Raw genomic sequence first — 1,614 nt, 5'->3', positions numbered from 1 at the left:
CTTCGCGCAGCTTAGAGACTTCTTTTTCTAGCTGACGGATCCGCTCAGAATCAGTGGTCGCCTGAGCCTTGTCACGCAGGGTCTTCGTGCGAGCGCGTTTACCGGTGCCGTACTGCTTAAGCCAGGAATAAAGTGAGGATCGATTGACTCCAAGCTCTGCTGAAGCCGCGTGAAGTGAGAGGTCCTCATTGTTTTCGTAGAGGGCCACAGCATCACGTTTGAACTGTTCGGAGTACCTAGGCATGGTGGTAGATTACCTTTCTTCCCAACCCAACCGGGCTGGATATCAGGTGTCTACCAAACAGGGGTCAGGTCCAGGACATCGAGGCATTGCGGTGTCCCTTCCTGGTCAAGGTGATGATGATGCTGCAGCGACGTTGGAGGACCAACTGGAGGCGGTGACGTCGGCGGTCACGAGTGTGGATCGCCCATTGGTGGTGGGGCATTCGGCGGCCGCAACGCTGGCGTGGATGGCGGCTGATCGGGTGGCTGATCAGGTGGCTGGGGTGGTGTTCGTGGGGGGATTCCCCGAGGCTGATGGAGCGACGTACGCCGATTTCTTTGAGCCCGAAGACGGGTGGATGCGGTTCCCGGGCTGGGAGAAGTTTGAGGGGCCTGATTCAGCGGACCTGTCGGCACAGCAGAAGCGCGTGACCGAGCAGCGCATGGTGGGTGTGCCTCAAGGCGTGAGCCGAGCCACGGTCTCGTTGGACCATGAGGAGCGCTTTGGACTCCCGGTGACGGTGATCTGTCCGGAGTTCTCTCCCCAGGATGCCCGCGATGCGATCGAGGGCGGGGAAGCTCCCGAGCTTGCGGCTGCTCAGCGGGTCGAGCTGACCGACCTCGACAGCGGGCATTGGCCCATGGTGTCATGCCCCGACAGGTTCGCCGAGGTGTTGAGTAAGGTCGCCAGCACCCTGCAGGACGTCTAACCTGGTCCGAAGCATCACCGGGCAAGATGTCCTGACAAGGCAGGAAACCTCATTGGGCAGGGAGCTCGGCCGGGATCAGGCCCTTCCTCGGTATTCCTCAGTACGGTTGGCATGACACCTGCGGATGCAAGAAGGGTTAAGGGCTAAAGCTCTTTCGCCAGCTTTCGGCTCAATATAAAAAGCCTGCCAGCCCAAAGCTCTTGGGTTGGCGGGTATCTATTTGCCGAGCTCTAGAGATTCTCCCGGGAATGCGCCCGGACTGCCAACGTCCCGCCTTTGGTTAATAGGGCAATCAGCATGTGTCCAGACGTTGATAAAGCGAAAGGGAAGGGGTCCTGGACGTTGTGTTGTCTAGGATCCCTTCCCTTCTTAGGTTGTATTGAGTTGTTTGTTGTTGTTTGGTGTCGGCGGTTTCTTACTCTCCCACAACCTCCCGGTTGCAGTACCATCAGCGTTAGCAGGCTTAGCTTCCGGGTTCGGAATGGGTCCGGGCGTTTCCCTGCTGCTATAGGCCACCGACAAACACACGAGGCATTGTGTGTGCCTGGTCGTGTGTGTTGTGTCAGATACTGTGTAGTGGACGCGAGCGACAGTGACAACTTTTGTTGCTTAATTTTTGTTTGTGTTGTTTCTCCAAACCCTTCTGTGTGGGTTTGGTGTGTTTGTTTTGGTCTATTAGTAC

Annotated in this window: 2 protein-coding genes and 1 rRNA gene; 1 reads left to right on the top strand and 2 read right to left on the bottom strand. The window is 57.2% G+C overall.

Translation table 11 applies throughout. The annotated features are described in order from the left end of the window. On the bottom strand, positions 1 to 244 hold a 244-nt coding region (locus HMPREF2875_RS05200; protein WP_070670957.1), incomplete at its 3' end, for an IS3 family transposase. A 46-nt stretch (positions 245 to 290) separates the two neighbouring features. On the opposite strand from HMPREF2875_RS05200, the gene HMPREF2875_RS05195 reads away from it, so the two are divergent. Continuing rightward, entirely contained in the window at positions 291 to 932 is a 642-nt protein-coding gene (locus HMPREF2875_RS05195; RefSeq protein ID WP_168165567.1) for an alpha/beta hydrolase, read from the top strand. Between the two features lie 402 nt (positions 933 to 1,334). Here the strand turns inward: HMPREF2875_RS05195 and rrf are convergent. Next, positions 1,335 to 1,452 (bottom strand): 5S ribosomal RNA (gene rrf, locus HMPREF2875_RS05190). Between the last annotated feature and the right edge of the window lie 162 nt (positions 1,453 to 1,614).

It is taken from the genome of Corynebacterium sp. HMSC078H07 (assembly GCF_001812805.1).
Lineage (GTDB): Bacteria > Actinomycetota > Actinomycetes > Mycobacteriales > Mycobacteriaceae > Corynebacterium.
This window is presented reverse-complemented; position numbering and strand designations above follow the sequence as displayed.